Source organism: Sporosarcina thermotolerans, assembly GCF_030067815.1.
Taxonomy (GTDB): Bacteria; Bacillota; Bacilli; order Bacillales_A; family Planococcaceae; genus Sporosarcina; species Sporosarcina thermotolerans.
In genome coordinates this window covers 237272-254593 of the sequence record NZ_CP125968.1, presented here as the reverse complement: position 1 = coordinate 254593, position 17322 = coordinate 237272, and the positions used below count along the sequence as shown (strand labels likewise).

Annotated in this window: 14 protein-coding genes and 2 pseudogenes; 9 read left to right on the top strand and 7 right to left on the bottom strand. The window is 44.6% G+C overall.

Annotated features, from left to right (window positions below; translation table 11 throughout):
• The first annotated feature begins 60 nt into the window (after positions 1-60).
• A pseudogene (locus tag QNH10_RS01410) lies at positions 61-1238 on the top strand (IS256 family transposase).
• 488 nt (positions 1239-1726) lie between these two features.
• The gene (locus QNH10_RS01405; RefSeq protein ID WP_283733242.1) at positions 1727-3544 is read left to right on the top strand and encodes a mechanosensitive ion channel; all 1818 of its coding nucleotides are present in this window, start codon (positions 1727-1729) and stop codon (positions 3542-3544) included.
• 183 nt (positions 3545-3727) lie between these two features.
• Here the strand turns inward: QNH10_RS01405 and QNH10_RS01400 are convergent, their stop codons facing one another.
• The 7 genes from QNH10_RS01400 to QNH10_RS01370 all read right to left on the bottom strand — a co-directional run bounded on the left by QNH10_RS01400 (position 3728) and on the right by QNH10_RS01370 (position 8693).
• Complete coding sequence (locus QNH10_RS01400; protein ID WP_283733241.1) at positions 3728-4360, bottom strand: response regulator transcription factor; 633 nt, start codon at positions 4358-4360, stop codon at positions 3728-3730.
• Positions 4335-5381 (bottom strand): sensor histidine kinase, encoded by a 1047-nt coding sequence (locus tag QNH10_RS01395; RefSeq protein ID WP_283733240.1) that lies wholly within the window; start codon positions 5379-5381, stop codon positions 4335-4337. The genes QNH10_RS01400 and QNH10_RS01395 overlap by 26 nt, the downstream gene beginning before the upstream one ends.
• Positions 5378-6079, bottom strand: coding sequence for a cell wall-active antibiotics response protein LiaF (gene liaF, locus QNH10_RS01390; RefSeq protein WP_283733239.1), 702 nt, complete (start codon positions 6077-6079; stop codon positions 5378-5380). The genes QNH10_RS01395 and liaF overlap by 4 nt, the downstream gene beginning before the upstream one ends.
• Before the next feature lie 217 nt (positions 6080-6296).
• A complete protein-coding gene (locus QNH10_RS01385; RefSeq protein WP_283734538.1) occupies positions 6297-7175 on the bottom strand; it encodes an IS3 family transposase in 879 nt (292 codons plus the stop codon).
• 11 nt (positions 7176-7186) lie between these two features.
• On the bottom strand, positions 7187-7360 hold the full coding sequence (locus tag QNH10_RS01380; RefSeq protein WP_283733238.1) for a hypothetical protein: 174 nt from the start codon (positions 7358-7360) through the stop codon (positions 7187-7189).
• A gap of 327 nt (positions 7361-7687) precedes the next feature.
• The gene (locus tag QNH10_RS01375; protein ID WP_283733237.1) at positions 7688-8326 is read right to left on the bottom strand and encodes a PspA/IM30 family protein; all 639 of its coding nucleotides are present in this window, start codon (positions 8324-8326) and stop codon (positions 7688-7690) included.
• A gap of 13 nt (positions 8327-8339) precedes the next feature.
• Positions 8340-8693 carry a lmo0954 family membrane protein gene (locus QNH10_RS01370; protein WP_283733236.1) on the bottom strand — a complete coding sequence of 118 codons (354 nt, stop codon included), beginning with the start codon at positions 8691-8693 and terminating at the stop codon, positions 8340-8342.
• Between the two features lie 200 nt (positions 8694-8893).
• On the opposite strand from QNH10_RS01370, the pseudogene QNH10_RS01360 reads away from it, so the two are divergent.
• The 7 genes and pseudogenes from QNH10_RS01360 (at position 8894) to QNH10_RS01330 (ending at position 17311) form a co-directional block, all read left to right on the top strand.
• Positions 8894-10040: pseudogene (locus tag QNH10_RS01360) on the top strand (thiolase family protein).
• 15 nt (positions 10041-10055) lie between these two features.
• Positions 10056-10910 (top strand): 3-hydroxyacyl-CoA dehydrogenase, encoded by an 855-nt coding sequence (locus tag QNH10_RS01355; RefSeq protein WP_430541083.1) that lies wholly within the window; start codon positions 10056-10058, stop codon positions 10908-10910.
• Entirely contained in the window at positions 10841-11989 is a 1149-nt protein-coding gene (locus QNH10_RS01350) for an acyl-CoA dehydrogenase family protein (RefSeq protein ID WP_283733234.1), read from the top strand. Before QNH10_RS01355 ends, QNH10_RS01350 begins: the two co-directional genes overlap by 70 nt.
• Before the next feature lie 113 nt (positions 11990-12102).
• Positions 12103-13725 carry a long-chain fatty acid--CoA ligase gene (locus QNH10_RS01345; RefSeq protein WP_283733233.1) on the top strand — a complete coding sequence of 541 codons (1623 nt, stop codon included), beginning with the start codon at positions 12103-12105 and terminating at the stop codon, positions 13723-13725.
• A gap of 442 nt (positions 13726-14167) precedes the next feature.
• The gene (locus tag QNH10_RS01340) at positions 14168-15451 is read left to right on the top strand and encodes a DUF4139 domain-containing protein (RefSeq protein ID WP_283733232.1); all 1284 of its coding nucleotides are present in this window, start codon (positions 14168-14170) and stop codon (positions 15449-15451) included.
• Between the two features lie 414 nt (positions 15452-15865).
• The gene (locus tag QNH10_RS01335) at positions 15866-16477 is read left to right on the top strand and encodes a DedA family protein (protein WP_283733231.1); all 612 of its coding nucleotides are present in this window, start codon (positions 15866-15868) and stop codon (positions 16475-16477) included.
• 6 nt (positions 16478-16483) lie between these two features.
• Positions 16484-17311, top strand: coding sequence for an undecaprenyl-diphosphate phosphatase (locus QNH10_RS01330; RefSeq protein ID WP_283733230.1), 828 nt, complete (start codon positions 16484-16486; stop codon positions 17309-17311).
• The last annotated feature ends 11 nt before the right edge of the window (positions 17312-17322 follow it).

The window sequence follows — 17322 nt, the reverse complement described above, 5'->3', positions numbered from 1 at the left end:
CTTTTCCATCCCTTGTGATAAAATGTTTTCAACCACGATAAACATTTGGAGGAATGGAAAATGGCCCAACTTAATTTTAACCTAGATATGGATATTTTAAAGACTCTGTAATGAATTCAAACATTGATGCTGTGGTCAAATCCACAATCGTTTTAGTGCTAAACGAATACATGGAAATGGAGCGGGATGAGTACTTAAAGGCCGCTTCCTATGAGCGTTCTGTCGATCGGATTGATTATCGCAACGGTTACTACGAGCGCGATTTAACCATGAGTATCGGAAAGATTACATTGAAGGTTCCTCGAACACGCCAAGGTGATTTCGCGCCCTCGGTCTTTGAAAGATACGCACGGTGTGATCAGGCTCTTGTCCTTTCAATGCTTGAAATGGTTGTGAATGGCGTATCGACACGAAAGGTCACAAAGATAGTGGAACAGCTGTGTGGTAAGAGCGTTTCAAAATCCTTCGTCTCTTCCTTAACGGCGAAATTAGATCCTGTCGTCAACGAATGGGCAAACCGACCTTTAAATACAACCTACTTTCCTTATTTGTTTGTGGATGCCATGTACATCAAAGTCAGGGAGCACAACCGTGTAGTTTCCAAAGCTGTCTACCTCGCCCTTGGAGTTGACAAAGAGGGTCGCCGAGAAATTCTTGGTTTGAAAGTGGATCATAATGAAAGTTTCAAGAGTTGGTCTGCTTTTTTCCAACACCTTATTTCAAGAGGTCTTCAATCACCTAAACTGGTCGTCTCCGATGCCCACGAAGGTCTTAAAAAGGCGATTCAACAAGATTTCGTCGGTACTTCTTGGCAGCGATGCAATGTTCATTTCAAACGCAATATTGTCGACGCCTTTCCAAAGAAGGACAACCAGGAGGCGATTAGCCTTCTAAAAAGCATATTTGCCGCAGAAGATATGGATACTTTAAGGAATCTGAAAGAGCTTTTCTTTGAAAAGTACGAAGGCAATTCAAAGTACCAAAAGGCATTGGGAATACTCGATGAGGGCTTTGAGGATTCTATTCAATATATGAATTTTCCGATCGCCCATCGAAAGTCTATAAGAAGTACAAATGGTGTGGAAAGGCTAAATGGGGAGATTCGTAGGAGAGAACGTGTAATTCGTATCTTTCCGAACACCCAGTCCGCCTTCAGATTGATCGGCGCCGTACTCATCAGTTATGTAGATGGAAACAAATACTGGAATAAAAGATTGTTTGCAGATAAAAAGTCGTAAGACTTAATTGATCATCAAGCAACTTGACTTGGAGCCTCTGCGGGCATGAGTCCCAAGCCAGGAAACCCGGCCGATGGGGCTGGCTTTTCCCGCCAAGGCTATCATGCCCGCCTCTCCAAGTAAAGTTGCGAGCAGTTAACTCGTAGGCGTATCCAGTATTGCCAAATATATTTATGTCTTAAAAAGAGATGAACGAAAACATTGAAAAGGGAATTTACACAAGAATAAGGACTTGACTTAAGAATACGCCTCCCGCGCTCAAGAAAGCCGTGCCGCGCTCAAGAATATGCCTTCTGCGCCCAAGAAAGCCGTGCCGCGCTCAAGAATACGCCTCCCGCGCTCAAGAAAGCCGTGCCGCGCTCAAGAATACGCCTTCCGCGCTCAAGAAAGCTGCCTCGCGCTCAAGCCTTCTATAGATTGATAGGTTTAGTCCTCTACGTTAATAGGAATAGAGATTAATAAATTACCTATTGAATGGAGGACGCGGAATGTACAGAGATATGTATTTTACGAATATGCTAAGCTATCTGCCTGAGTTGATTCTTGGACTCATCGTATTGCTCATCGGCTTCTTCATTGCAAAAGCGGTCGAGAACGCAGTTAGCAAACGTTTGAAGAAATCGAGAGTCAATGAAAGATTGAACGTTAAAGAAGGAAAATGGAATGTCGAGAAGATCATCAGTAAAGTAGTCTTCTTCGGTATTCTTTTACTGGCATTCCTTCTCTTCTTTAACATCATGAATGCATCCATGATCGCTTCTCCGTTCATGACGATGTATTCGGGAATTGGTGGGGCGGTTCTTAGCATCTTGAAAGCCGGACTGATTTTGCTCTTAGCGTGGGTCTTTGCATTGATTGGCAAAAAGGTGGTTTTGGCAATCGGTGGGAAGATGAAGTTGAATAAGTATGTAGTGAAAGTTGGGGCATCGCCGGATGAGATTGACAAGTCGAAATGGGTCGAAACTGCAGCGAATATTGCGTTTTACGTAGTATTGTTGCTGTTTGTACCAGCTGTACTGCACGCCCTCGGACTAAGCGGTATTAGTGGCCCATTTGAGGGAATGCTTTCAAGCTTCATGAGTTTCTTTCCGAAACTTGTTGGCGCAGCGTTGATATTCGCAGTTGGCTGGGTTGTTGCGAAAATCATTAGGACGATTGTTACGAAGCTGCTTGAGTCGGTTGGAGTCGATCGATTCTCTCATAAGTTGAAGCTTTCTTCTGGACAAGGGAAAGTAACAAGCATTTCGGACATTGTCGGCACAATCGTTTTTGTCCTAATCATGCTGCCAGTAACGATTTCTGCTCTGGAAGTATTGGATTTGGAAGGTATTTCACAACCGGCAATCGCCATGTTGAACGATATTATGACAATGCTGCCAAAAATTGCTGTCGCCATTGTACTCGTGCTTGTTGGAATTTATTTGGCGAAATGGGTAAAGGGCATCGTCGTTTCGCTACTCAATAATTTAGGGATTAACTCGATTTTCGGGAAGATGGGTGTACGCTCGGGAGCATCCACACCTTCATTCTCTCAAATCATCGGAACGATTGTCCAAGTGATTGTCATCCTACTATTTGTTGTTGAAGCACTACAGCTACTGAACTTGACGTTCATGGTGACATTAGCAACAGGCATTTTCGCATACTTGCCGATGGTTGTGGCGGCAGTCGTCATCTTGGCGATCGGATTTTGGCTTGCACACCTTGCTGAGAAATTTGTCGGAAGCATCCTTACGACGAAATCAGGATCCCCACATGTTTTGCGATATGTAGCGAAATATGCGATTTTGGCTTTCGCGTTCTTCATGGCACTCAGCCAGCTTGGCATCGCACCAGCGATCATCAATGCGGCATTCATCCTCATCCTTGGTGGTGTGGCACTCGCATTTGGACTTGCATTCGGTTTGGGCGGTCGTGAACACGCTTCCCGTTATTTGACGAAAATGGAAGGCAGCCTGCAAGAGGCGGATGTGTCGAAAGAGAAGTGGGAGCAGGAGAAGAGTGAGATGAAGCGGGAGGTAAAGCGATCGACGGATAAAGCTCAGCGTGCCGTGGATCGAACGGCGAAAGAGGACCATGTTCCATCAGTCGGGGACAAAGGATATCCGACTGAACAAGACTATGAACCGCGTACTGGTCAAACATTCTCAGATGAACTACCACTGTCCGATCCGGCCGATTCAAACACATCCGACGCATTTGAAGAAAATGATCCAACTCGATTCAATCAAACGAACAAAGACGGATACAATACGACGGATCCTGGTGAAGAATATCCGTATGATCCGAACCGTGGAAATAAATAAACTTGAAACTGCCCATCCATCGGAAAAACCGGTGAATGGGCAGTTTTTTTATTTACAAGAATGAAGTTATGCTCGAGTTCAGCCCCATTTTGCTCGTCTTGTTACTTTATACCTGCCCCCTGACGCCCCCTTAATTCACACAAAAAAAGCCGCATGCCCATTTCCAGGCAAGCGGCCATCTTTTCATTCCACTAAATCATTCTTAAACGCATAAATGACCGCCTGTGTCCGATCCTGCACTTCAAGTTTCGACAATAAATTACTCACATGCGTCTTCACTGTCTTAAGCGCAATGAACAGCTCATCAGCAATCTCCTGATTCGTTTTGCCTTTTGAGAGTAAGAGAAGGATCTCCAGCTCTCGCTCTGTCAAATCATCATGGAGTCGATGCGAATTGCCGGTCCTCATTTTCTGCATCATTTTCGATGTCACTTCGGGCTCCAAAACGGTCTGCCCCTTCAATGTGTCGCGAATGGCTTCGGCAATCCTCTTCGCATTCGATGTCTTCAATATGTAGCTGATTGCCCCGGCTTCAAGTGCGGGGTATACTTTATCGTCATCTAAAAAACTGGTGACAATGACAATTTTTGCTTCCGGCCATTGCTTAATAATCGCCGCAGTCGCCTCCGCGCCGTTCATTTCCGGCATCACCATATCCATTAAAATGATATCTGGCCGTAAAGCAAGCGCTTTTTCCACGGCTTCTTTTCCGTTGACCGCCTCGTCGACGACTTCCATATCTGGTTGTGTCTGCAAATAAGCGGAAACACCGATTCGCACCATCTCATGATCATCCACTAATAGAATCCGAATCACCCAACTCATCCCCCTTTTTCGTAGGCAATTTCACTTCGACTATTGTACCTTGCGAAGGAACTGAAACAATTTTACACGAACCGCCGATTTCAATCGCACGTTCCTTCACGTTTTGCAATCCGTAAGAACCGCCTTTGCTATCGGTTTCTTGGAATCCGACGCCATTATCCTGAACTCGGAAAATAGCTAACCCATCCCGTTCAACGAAAAGGACGTCGACTTCTGTCGCCTGTGCGTGACGCAATGTATTCGACAAAGTCTCCTGTGCAATGCGGAATAAATGATCCTCCGCTCCTTTAGACAACGACACCTCTTCCAACCTGAACCGGATATCAAACGAAACCTTCTCTTTTAATTCGACTAATAATTCCTCAAGTCCTTCAGCGAGCGATTTATCATTCAAGGCGGCTGGACGCAAATGAAGCAATAAAGCACGCATCTCAAGTTGTGCCTGTTGCACCATGCGTTCCACTTGTAAAAGCGGTTTTTCTACCGACTTTTCATGCTCCCGCTCATTAATCGCAGACATAAGCATCGACGCCGCGAAAAGCTGCTGCGAAACGGAATCATGCAGTTCCCGGGCAAGACGTTGACGTTCCTGAACAATACGTTCTTGTATCAACTTATCCTGTGCTTCAGCTCGTTCATCGGTTATGCGCTGCAAGCTTTTACGCTGGGTCGTCAAAATATTGGAGACGTCCTCAAGCGTTCTATCAATCTTCGGCGAAAACTTTTTATTGATCTTTACCGGTTCTTCATTCTGAATCAATCCCGTCAGTTGCTGCTCAAACGCTTTTTCCTTCGAACGACCGATGCTGCCCATCCAAATGGCAATCCAATTAGCTAACGCGATGCATGTGAAAATAATCCAGGCACCTAAAGGGACATTCGCATATTGGATTTCAAAAAAGAGAAATCCTACCTCACTTAACGGAAGGTCGATGATTAAATAGAAATAAAGTGCTGTAATAGTGATGAAAATTAAGGTTAGTGAGAGGCTGCGCCCGAATAAATTTTTCATTTCCGCACCACCTCGATATCACCAATCCACGTCGCAAGAGAAATGATCAGCTCCGAGCGGTAACCAATTTCTCCTTCATAGCCATCCTTGAAATGAAGTGTTTCATTTAGCATGCGTTTCGGACTGAGATCAAGGATACGGGCCTCTCCAAACAATGTGTTGTAATGGATGCGCACTGGAATTTCATAAGGCAAGTCTATCTTAATCCTCCCGAAACCTTGTCGGATAGAAATAAAAGATGTCCCTTTTGGCAGAACGGTGTCCGTTACGTCTACATGAATATCCCCGAAAAAACCTTGAATCTGGATATCCTCCCATTCATAAGATGAGAAAGGAGAAGTCTGTGTTGAAAACCATTTGTTCTTCCATATGCCATTGGGCGTCGGCTTTTGGAATTCTTTCAACGGGCGCATCATTTGCTCCGCCGGAACGCCTTTCCATAGGTGGAATAAAACATAGACGAATGCCGTGAACAACAGCATACGTAAACTCCATAACGTCATCAAAGCCATTATTATGAAAAAGATGCCTAAAAAAGTCATCCATTTCGAACGCTTTTTAAAGCCGTAATAAATAAATCCGGCACCAAGAAGGAGGAAGATGAAATTACCGTTTGAAAGAAATGTAGTCTCTACAAAAATAAGAAATAGAAATGCGGCAATCCAAAATATCACCTTGTTCGTTTCAAGTTTCTTCACATTTATTCCCCCTTCTTGATGTCAGATGAAAGAGGGAAGGTGGTACCTTCCCTTTGATAATTGAATGTTTCGTTTAAGGTCAAAGAGTGGACTTCTGTCAAGAAACGTACACTATAAAATGAGAGAATTTGCTTCAAAAACACTACCGCGCTTCGCTTGCTCGGACTTTGAAGGAAAAAGATTCCTTCGGAATAATTTTCCTCCAAAGTCTAAATGGTCAAGAAACGAGCGCTTGCTTTTGCTTTGCTCCTTGTTCCTCAAACTGAATCGGTGATAAATAGTCTAATCTTGAATGTCGCCTGGTTGGATTGTAAAAGCCGTCAATATATTTCCTGATTTCCTTTATTGCTTGTTTTCGCGTAATCTGGCCCCAACGATAAATCAACTCTTTCTTAATGGTGGCATGGAAAGATTCGATACAAGCGTTGTCATAAGGATCTCCCTTGCGACTCATGCTAATTTGGACATTTCGCTCTTCTAAGAGTTGTATGTATTCGTTTGAACAATACTGGCTTCCTCTATCGGAATGATGAAGGAAACCATCTGGTGGCTGACGAAGTATCAACGCTTTCTTTAAGGCGGTCAGAACCAATTCCACCTCCATTGACACTCCAATCGTATAGCCGACAATCCGGCGGGAATATAAATCCATAACACTGGCCAAATAGAGCCACCCATCACTTGTTCTTATATAGGTGATATCCGTTACCCATACCTTATTTATCTCTTTTACATCAAATTGTCGGTTTAACAAGTTTGGATAAATAAATTTGTCATGATCGGAATCCGTGGTCGTGACAAACATTTTGTGGAATTCTGCGGAAAGCCCCATTTCTCGCATGAGTGCAGCGACGTGGCTTTCACTCACTTGATGGCCGATCTCCAAAAGATCTTTGTGAATTCTGGGGCTACCATAGACACCGTAATTTTGGTGGTAGAGTACAGAAATATCCTGCTTTAATGCATCTCTTGCCTCTTGCCGCTTCTGCCATTCGTCAGTTAACGGACGTTGTTTCCAATCGTAAAAGCCACTTCGTGATACTTCCAGCACCTTGCACATCTTCGCCACGCTGTACTCATCCATGTGTTCATCTATGAATTGGTACCTTACGGCCGGTTTTTCGCGAAGACATGCATAGCCTTTTTTAAGATTTCATTCTCCTCACGCAAATCTTCTAACTCTTTTTCGACTGTGCGCAACTTCTTTTCCAAGTCAGACGGAGTCGCGATTCCTTCTTCAACTTTCCCCGCTGCTAACTTATTACGGTAATCCCCACCCAACGCCTAATGGTGCCAATAGGCACATTTGTTTCGTAGGAAAGCTGAGTAACCTTTCTTCCTTCCTCAACAACTAACCTGCAGATATACTCCTTAAATTCCTGTGTTTGATGTTTACCCAATATATACACGTCCTTTTCATTGATATTTAGAATATAACAACAATGAGTAGTGTTGTGTACGTTTTTTATGATAGATCAAAGAGTTCTCGTTCTCACGTGAAGAGTTCTCATTCAAGGGCGAAGAGTTCTCGTTCTCGCATGAAGAGTTCTCATTTAAGGCCAAAGAGTTCTCGTTTCACCCTAAAGAGTTCTCATTCTCTACTATAGTTTACACAATCTCGGCATTCTTTGTAGCTTTTTTCTCAAGTAATTCCAATCTCCGCTCCATTGAGGAGGATTCGTACTCGCGGTTGATCTCTCCGCCAAGGTTTTCGATATAAGAATTCATTTCCTCCACGCTGGAAACTTGTTTATCGCCATTTTCCGGTGAGATGAATTTATCCATGCGGCGATGGGCGCGTGTGACGTTTTCTTTCCCCATCAATTGGAGCTGGCGTACTTTCATGTCCTTCACTTTATGTTTCATTTCCTCGAATTTCCGCTCTAATGCAACCAATTCCTTCGCGGATTCCGTTATGCTATTCGCCAGTTCAACTGCGCGTGTTTCGTAGGCTTGAACTTCATCTTGTGCAAACGCAACAAGATCCTCCTCGCCAGTTGACTCAGCCAGCGCCAATTGTTTGCTGCGCTTATCCAACATCGCTTTCGCTTCTGCATATTCCTTTTCAAGCGCAACCTTCAATTTCCCTTGACGTTCCAAAAGTTTTCCAACCGCATCCGTTTGTTTCTCTGCTTCTTTTACGTATTGATTCAACATTGCGATTGGGTTTTTCGATTCCTTCTTGTCGAGCACTGTATGCAAATCAGCTTGCACCGTGTATTTAATTCTGTTCCATAATGTGTTCATAATAGCTTCCTCCTTATTTTGTAATTTCATCCCATTGGCGTTCGAAATTAACGAATGGATCATCGGAATACTTAGCTTCGATTACATTGTCGTTTTTATTTTCATTCCACTTGCGCCACACATAATAGACACCAAGCAAAGCGATGATGCCGATGAAGGCAGGTACGTTTGTAACAGCTGTCACCAAGCCGATAACAAGCACCGTTCCCCAAAATAATTTAAGAAACGTGGAATCGCTCTTCTTGTAATAATGAATCCCTGCAAAAGCGATCAATGCGGAAATTGCCAACCCTAAAATCGACCCTAAGTTTGCAAGAACAACGATAGCTGCCACAATGCCAATTATCGTTAGACCAAATTTTTTCATATTGTTGTTCCTCCTTTCGTTGTATCTACATCATACAATCGATTCCGCCTCGTCCAAACGGGCGTAATGCGGATATTCGTCTACGACCTGAGACTGATTCTCTATACAGACCAACAAATTACGCGGTGGAAATTGATAATGCTTTCCTGTAAGCTATAACTATACGAACTATCAATCAATTCAGAGAATGGGGTGTAGATTTGAGAGAAGTTGTCATTGTTGAGGGTGTTAGAACTGCAGTCGCCAGAAGGAAAGGTGGTTTTTCGGAGTATCGACCAGACGAACTTGCTGCAGTCGTCCTTGAAGAATTAATTAATAGAGCTAAAATCGATAAAAACGAAGTGGAAGACGTCATTTTAGGGTGCGTTACTCAATTGGGCGAACAGGGAGGAAATATTGCGAGAACTGCAGTTGATCGCAGGATTCCCGGTCCATGTCCCGGGCATAACTATCGACCGTCAATGCGGTTCAAGCCAACAAGCGGTACATTTCGCTTCACAGGCAATTGCTGCAGGGGATATGGATATCGTAATTGCTGGCGGGGTTGAAAGCATGACAAGGGTGCCGATGTTTTCAAATATCGGTGAAGTAAAGCCAAGCCCGAAGCTTACCGAAAAACATGAAATCATCAACCAAGGACTATCCGCCGAACGCATCGCGGAAAAATGGGGACTATCCCGTGAGGAACTTGATCGTTTTGCATACGAAAGCCATCAAAAAGCAATAAAGGCTATAGAAGAAGGCAAATTCAAAACCGAAATCGTGCCGGTTGTTGTGAGGCGCGCCGATGGTGTTGTTGAAACCGTAGTAAAAGATGAAGGCCCGCGTCCAGATTCCTCGCCCGAAGTGCTTGCTGGACTTAAGACAGTATTCGACGAAAATGGAGTCATTACTGCAGGAAACGCCAGTCAAATGAGTGACGGTGCTTCCGCTGTCTTGCTCATGTCGAAGGAGAAGGCGGAAGAACTCGGATTGAAGCCACTTGCACGGATCGTCGCTCGTACGGTTGTCGGATCTGACCCGACGTTGATGCTGACGGGACCAATAGAAGCAACGAAAAGAGTCTTAGAGAAAGCAGATCTTTCTATAGAAGACATCGACGTCTACGAAGTGAATGAAGCATTTGCACCTGTGCCACTTGCATGGTTAAAGGAAACGGGTGCTGATCCGGAAAAACTTAATCCGAACGGCGGCGCGATTGCACTTGGCCATCCGTTAGGCGCAACCGGTACAAAACTGTTTGTATCGATGGTGAATGAACTTCATCGGACGGGCGGGAAATATGGGCTACTTGCGATTTGTGAAGGAATGGGTATGGCGAACGCGACGATTATTGAACGTTTGTAAAAGGGGGAAAAGCCAATGGAAATGAAAGATACCGTAGCAATTGTCACTGGGGGAGCTTCCGGATTAGGAGAGGCGACGACAAGAAGAATCGTATCTAAGGGCGGAAAGGTTGCTATTTTTGATTTGAATGAAGAACGGGGTCACGCTTTGGTCGAGGAGTTGGGGAGTGACCATGTTTTATTCCTCAGAACGAATGTTGCGAGTTCGGAAGAGGTTGAACGGAATGTCACAGAAGTTGTTTCCACGTTCGAAAAAGTGAACGCAGTCGTGAACTGCGCAGGGATTGCGACGCCTGGGAAAGTGGTGTCGAAAGGTGGACCAATGCTGCTCGAACGCTTTGAACAGGTCATTCAAGTGAATTTGGTTGGAACATTCAACGTGATCCGGCTAACGGCGGCAGCCATGATGAAAAACGAACCGAATGAGGATGGAGAGCGCGGAGTCATCGTCAATACGGCTTCCGTTGCGGCGTTCGAAGGACAAATTGGGCAAGCGGCATATAGTGCATCAAAAGGTGGAGTAGTTGGAATGACATTGCCGATAGCACGGGAATTTGCGTCATCCGGGATTCGTGTAATGACAATTGCACCGGGTCTTGTCGAGACGCCTTTATTCGCGGGCCTCCCAGAACCGGCCCAACATGCACTTGTGGATATGACATTATTCCCGAAACGACTCGGACGGCCAGATGAGTATGCAAAATTAGTCGAAAGCATTTTCACGAACCCGCTATTGAACGGTGAAGTGATCAGGCTGGACGAGCCATTCGGATGCAGGCGAAATAATAGGAGGGGTGTTCAATGGCACGCTATCGATTTGAAACAGATGAACATGTCTTGTTCAGGGAGACGCTTCGAAAATTCCTATTGAAAGAGGCAGCTCCGCATTACGATGAATGGGAAAAGAACCGGCTCATTCCTGTCAGTTTTTGGCGTAAGCTTGGTGAAATGGGCTTCCTTTGTCCGCAAGTGGAGGAGCAATACGGGGGCCTCGGACTCGACTTTAGCTACGGCGTCATCATTGGCGAAGAGATGGAACGTATCGGGGCGGGGTTGACAGGTGTCGGTCTACATAATGATATCGTCGTTCCCTATATTGAATCCTTCGGATCAGAGGAGCAGAAGAAGCGATGGTTACCGGGCTGCATATCTGCAGATTGGATAACCGGTGTAGCCATGACGGAACCGGGGACGGGCTCGGATCTTGCTAATATCCAGACGACCGCCATCAAGGAAGGCGATCATTATATTGTAAATGGTCAAAAGACATTCATTACAAATGGAGTGAATGGGAATCTATTCCTCGTCGTTGTTAAAACGAATCCGCAAGCGGAGCCGAAACACCGGGGCATCAGTCTACTAATGATTGAAGAAGGGACGCCCGGCTTCACAAAGGATAGAAAGTTAGACAAAGTCGGTATGCATTCTCAAGATACAGCCGAATTGTATTTTGAAGATTGCCGGGTGCCTGTTGCCAACTTGATTGGTGATGAGGGGAAGGGTTTTAGATATTTGATGGAGAAGCTTCAGCAAGAAAGATTGGTTGTCGCACTGGCGGCACAGACGGCTTCAGAAGATATGCTTCAAATGACGCTCGATTATGTGAAATCACGTGAGGCATTTGGGAAACCAATTGGTTCATTCCAAAATACACAATTTAAGTTGGCTGAAATTGCTACGAAAGTTGAACTTGGAAAGACATTTCTTGAATCTCTCATTGAGGACCATATAGCCGGTAAGGACGTTGTGACAAAAGTATCCATGGCAAAATACTGGATCACCGAGACGGCACGCGAAATTTCCGCGGAATGTATGCAACTTCATGGGGGTTATGGGTATATGGAAGAATACAAGATTGCAAGAAGGTATCGCGATATTCCAGTCGCATCGATTTACGCTGGGACGAATGAAATCATGAAAATGATCATTGCTAAGAATATGGGATTGTAAAAGGCATAGCCGGACGTTTGGGCACATATGATTATGGGGGACAAAGTGCCTGTCCGGCTGAAAATGGTTGTACAGGCTTCATACAATAAAAGCGCAAAAGGGGAGCGATTTAAATGATGCAAACACCATTATTACTGTCGTCGTTCATCAAAAGAGCGGAGCAATTCTTTCCGAACAAACTCATTATTTCACGCACTTCAGCAGACACAATCCACCGCATACCGTACCGGGAATGGGCGAAGCGGACGAGGAAATTGTCGAATGCATTGACGAAGCTTGGGATGAAGCATGGAACGAAGGTGGGGACTTTCGGTTGGAACCATCACAGGCATCTTGAAGCATATTTTGGTGTGCCGAGTACAGGGGCGATCCTTCATATGGTCAACATCCGCTTGTCACCCGAGCACCTCGTATATGTCATCAACCATGCGGAAGATGAAATCATGCTTGTGGATGATAATCTGTTCCCGCATTTTGAAAAGCTTGCACCCATGCTGAAGACGATAAAGCATATTGTCATCATGGGTGATAGCAAAGATGTTCCGGAAACATCTTTGGAAAATGTTTATTCCTATGAGGCGTTGTTGGCTGAGGCATCAGATGAATACGAATACCCCGAGGATTTGGATGAAAACACGTCGGCTGGGATGTGCTATACATCAGCTACAACGGGGAATCCGAAAGGGGTCGTCTATTCACACCGCGGAATTGTTCTTCATAGTTATGCACTTGGATTAGCGGATGCGATGGGAATGCGAGAAGGCGATGTCATTCTTCCTGTCGTCCCGATGTTCCACGTTAACGCATGGGGCATGCCGTTCGCAGCGGTTTTCTTCGGAACGACACAAGTGTTGCCGGGGCCAGGATTCACTCCGCAGCTCTTATTGGACTTGATTGAACAGGAAAAAGTAACGCTTACGGCGGGAGTACCAACGATTTGGTTGGCGATGTTGAAAGAGCAGGAGCGAAATCCGCGCGATCTCTCTACGCTTCGCGGAATCGTAAGTGGCGGTTCAGCATCTCCGAAAGGGTTGATCCGCGCATTCGAGGAGAAACTTGGAGTTCCGTTTTATGTTGGATACGGGATGACAGAAACTTCACCGCTCGTCAGCTTGTCGGTCTATACATCGGGAATGGAAGACTTGTCGATGGACGAACGGATCGATATTCGCGCGCTGCAAGGGCTGATCATGCCAGGGCTTGAAGTGAAAATTGTCAATGAAGATGGGGAAGTACCTTGGGATGGCAAGACAATGGGTGAGCTTGCGGTTCGCGGGCCTTGGATTGCGAGTGAATATTACAAGGATGACCGGACGGAAGAAGCATTCCGCGACGGCTGGCTCTACACGGGAGACATCGCGGTCATGACGGATATCGGTTATTTGAAGCTGATGGACCGGACAAAAGATTTGATCAAGAGTGGCGGCGAATGGATTTCTTCCGTCGATTTGGAGAACGCCTTGATGACACATCCGGATGTATTCGAAGCTGCGGTCATCGCCGTTCCGCATGAGAAGTGGCAAGAACGACCGCTTGCTTGCGTAGTTTTGAAAGACGGAAAAGTGGCGGATGACTCGAAGAAGGCAGAATTACTTGCTTACCTCGAAAGTCAATTTGCCAAGTGGTGGGTTCCAGACGATGTTGTTTTCTTGAATGAAATTCCTAAGACCTCCGTCGGCAAGTTCTTGAAAACCGCATTGCGCGAACAATTGAAAGGGCATGAGATGGAAGTTTGACGAATGAAGCCACCCGCTGCTGCGGGTGGCTTTTTAAAATGGAATAAAATCGTCTAATTATTGGCTGAGTGGTGATAAACCGGTCGTAAGCGGTGATAAAGTCATCCTAAGCGGTGATAACCAGTTGTTAAGTGGTGATAAAGCCATTATAAGTGGTGATAACACGACTCAAGTCGGGAGAAATTTAGCGAGTCGGTGATAAAGTCGCCCAAGTCGGTGATAAAGTCATCAAAGTCGGTGATAAACCCCCGAGAGTCGGTGATAACATGCAAAGAGTCGGTGATAAGGCCATCTGAGCGGTTGAACATTAGCGAGTCGGTGGTAAACCTCCACACTTTTTTGCTTCGTCAGCTTTAATTCCTTCAGAACAGGGAATAGCGTATATTGAGCGTGCTTATTGGAGAGTTTACTGAAATGAGCATTCAACATAGGAGGTTCAAATATGCCGATTCGAATTCCGAAATCTACTATTACATCCTGTTCCCTGACCGTTTATAGTGATGGCTTTGCGCTTGTGAAAGACACGCGTTCAATTCCCCAGATTCAAACAAATGATTGGGTTCATTTTATTGGTGTGTCGAAAAGGCTCGACAAGGATTCTATCATCGTTGAAGGGGCCGACGTATCGGAGCTTGTCTATGAATATGATTTGATGGATGAATTGCGGATATATGAAAGGTATCTTGGTCGTCAATTAATTATGAAAGATCCTTATTCAAAAGGGGATCGCAAGTACACTCTATTACGTGCAAATGGGCCAGTTGTCATGCAAGATGTTGAAACGAATGAACTCATCATCAATCCGAGAGGGGAAATTCGATTTCCGGAAATCGAGGGTGGGAATCACATAGAGCCGACGCTTGTATGGCAAGTTGAAGAGCAAAGAAGTGAGGAAGTGTGCGTATCCTATTTGACGGGCGGTGTCTCGTGGAAGGCTGATTACGTCATCTCCTTGCATGGCGACCAATTTGACCTATCGGGATGGCTAATGATGAAAAATTATTCCGGTGTCTCATTCAACGATGCAAAACTTCGACTCATTTCAGGAAAGCTTAGCAAGGCTGGCAATGAAACCGAAGAGAAAAGTAAAGAGTTGTCAAAGAATGAAAAAACGTCTGCGGATGCTTTTTCAGACTTTCATACGTATACTTTTCCTAAGCAGATCAACTTGGAGGATCGTCAACAGAAACAGCTGCGCCTACTCTCATCGACAAAATCACAAGCGCGAATGGTATATGAAATAAATCAACAGACTTCGAATCCGGATATTTTCATTGAATTTGATAATACGGTGGAAAATGGTCTTGGATTTCCATTGCCTGCAGGAGTTTTTAAAATGTACCGAACGAGTTCGCAGGATGGGAGCGCGGAATTTATCGGAGAATATAGGATCCAGCATACCGAAGCGGGCGAAAAGGTCCGTCTAAAATCCGGTGAGGCATGTGACATAAAAGTGAATAGTAAAAAGTCCGGTAAGTATAAAGAAGGCGGCTATGAGTACACGGAATATGAATATACAATTTGCAATACAAAAGACTCTCCAGTCGAAGCGATAATTCGTCAACAAGTTCCCGGACACTTGTGGACAGTGGATGAATCAACACATGAGTGGAATAAAAAACGTGACAAAATCTTACTCCCTGTACATGTACCTGTGAATAAAGAGGAAACAGTGAAATTCACCATCCGTCACGATCGATCTGCAAGAAGAACAATTGGTTTCTAATATAATAATTTAACCACATAAGTAGGCTTTTCTTCTATTGTAATAGTACATTACAAAATATTGGTGAACTGCGATAAAACAAGGTATATACAAATATGATCAATGCGCCCGCCATTAAAGTTACTCAAAATGGTAGGGTTTTTTTATTCGAAATTATTAACATGTGGATAGTTTTTGGCTCAAAGTACCAATTTTTCAGAAATTATCAACATATTAACCTTTCTATCCACAAGAAACGGTGAATAACTTGCTGTTTCCCGGGATATCCACAATTACTCATAATCAGTTGTCCAAGGACGTACAATTTATGAAGCGTTTTGAAACTTCGGGAGGCAAGTCGCCGTCCTGATTTTAGGCGTTGCACAATAGACAAAGTTTAATTGAAATAAATTAGCCTGAACAAGGAAGTGTCGTATGGAAAATTGGATAACGGAGTTTATTGGGGAGCATGGTTATTTCGGCGTCTGTTTTTTATTGCTGCTGGAAAATATATTCCCTCCGATTCCATCAGAAATTATATTGACATTCAGTGGTTTTGTCACTGGTTTTACTACAATGACGAAAACGGGCGTCATCATTGCCGCTACTATTGGTTCGGTTGTTGGTGCGATGGTTCTTTATAGTATTGGGATGCTTGTTGATACAAAAAGATTGGAAAGAATAGTGGAACGACGGGGGCGCTGGCTTCGCTTGACGAAAAAAGACTTGCGTCGGGCAGAGGGCTGGTTTGAAAAGCACGGCCCGTGGACAGTTTTTTTCTGTCGTCTCGTTCCTCTTGTGCGCAGTCTTATCTCCATTCCAGCAGGGATGTCGCATATGAACTTTCCCCTTTTTATTTTATTAACAACCATCGGGAGCTTCATTTGGAATGCAATTCTTGTTACAATAGGATTTAAAGTCGGTGAAAATTGGGAATCGATCATCCACTATATGGATGTCTACTCAATGATCGTTTATGTGCTATTAGCAACAAGCGGTTTTGCGGGTATCATCGGATACACTCGCTTCCGCAGAAAGAGGGCTTAGGAACTTATGGAATTATTTGATCTTATTAAAGCGTTAATACTTGGTTTTGTGGAGGGGATGACGGAGTTTGCACCGGTATCCTCGACGGGCCACCTCATCATCGTGGATGATATGTGGCTAAAAACGGAAGAGTTCCTTGGCAAATACCCCGCCAACACATTTAAAATCGTTATTCAACTTGGATCGATTTTAGCCGTTGTCGTCGTGTTTTGGAAGAGATTGCTTAGCCTGGTTGGGCTTTATAAAGTCGATGGGAAGAAGATGATCAAACGGTTTAATCTACTGCATGTCATCGTCGGCATGCTGCCAGCTGTTATTTTAGGTTTTGCGTTCAAAGACTTTATTGACGATCATTTATTTGGCGTCAAAACAGTAATTTTTGCGCTTGTTGCAGGGGCGATCCTCATGATTGTTGCGGACAAATTCGGTCCGAAACGGCCAAAAGTCCAATCATTGGACCAGATTACATATCGTCAGGCATTCACCGTCGGCCTTGTCCAATGCTTGTCGTTATGGCCAGGTTTTTCACGTTCCGGTGCAACGATTTCGGGTGGTGTTCTATTTGGGATGAGCCATAGGACAGCGGCTGACTTCACGTTCATCATGGCAGTTCCAATCATGGCGGGTGCAAGTCTTGTGTCTGTATTGAAAAACTGGGAATACATGTCGATGGACTATATTTCTTTTTACGTCGTCGGCTTTATAAGCGCATTCGTGTTCTCGCTCATTTCAATCCGCTTCTTCTTGAAATTAATTTCGAAAGTGAAGCTCGTTCCATTCGCGTTATACCGAATTGTCTTGGCAATTGTACTTGCAGCAATCGTGTTCCTATAATCATAAAAACA